Source organism: Cohnella baijiui (assembly GCF_020731285.1).
Lineage (GTDB): Bacteria > Bacillota > Bacilli > Paenibacillales > Paenibacillaceae > Cohnella.
The window spans coordinates 1-208 of the sequence record NZ_JAJFOW010000541.1; the positions used below are offsets into that span (position 1 = coordinate 1).

The window sequence follows — 208 nt, forward strand, 5'->3', positions numbered from 1 at the left end:
GACAATCGTCTGTACGGGAGTATGGAAGTCGCCGTGCACACTCGTTATAGTCAGTCCTGCTTTTTCTAATTGCTTCTGTTTTGGTGGACGGACAAGAAACACTACTTCTTCGCCTTTTTGGATGAGGCGTCCGCCAAAGTAGCCGCCGATTGCTCCTGCTCCGACAAGTAAGAATCGCATATATACTCCTCTCCTGCTCTAACGCAAG

Annotated in this window: 1 protein-coding gene; it reads right to left on the reverse strand. The window is 49.0% G+C overall.

Translation table 11 applies throughout. From position 1 onward, the window contains the following. Positions 1–180: 2-dehydropantoate 2-reductase N-terminal domain-containing protein (locus LKX83_RS33715; protein WP_304518372.1), on the reverse strand; the 180-nt coding region annotated here is incomplete at its 3' end. Positions 181–208 lie beyond the last annotated feature (28 nt).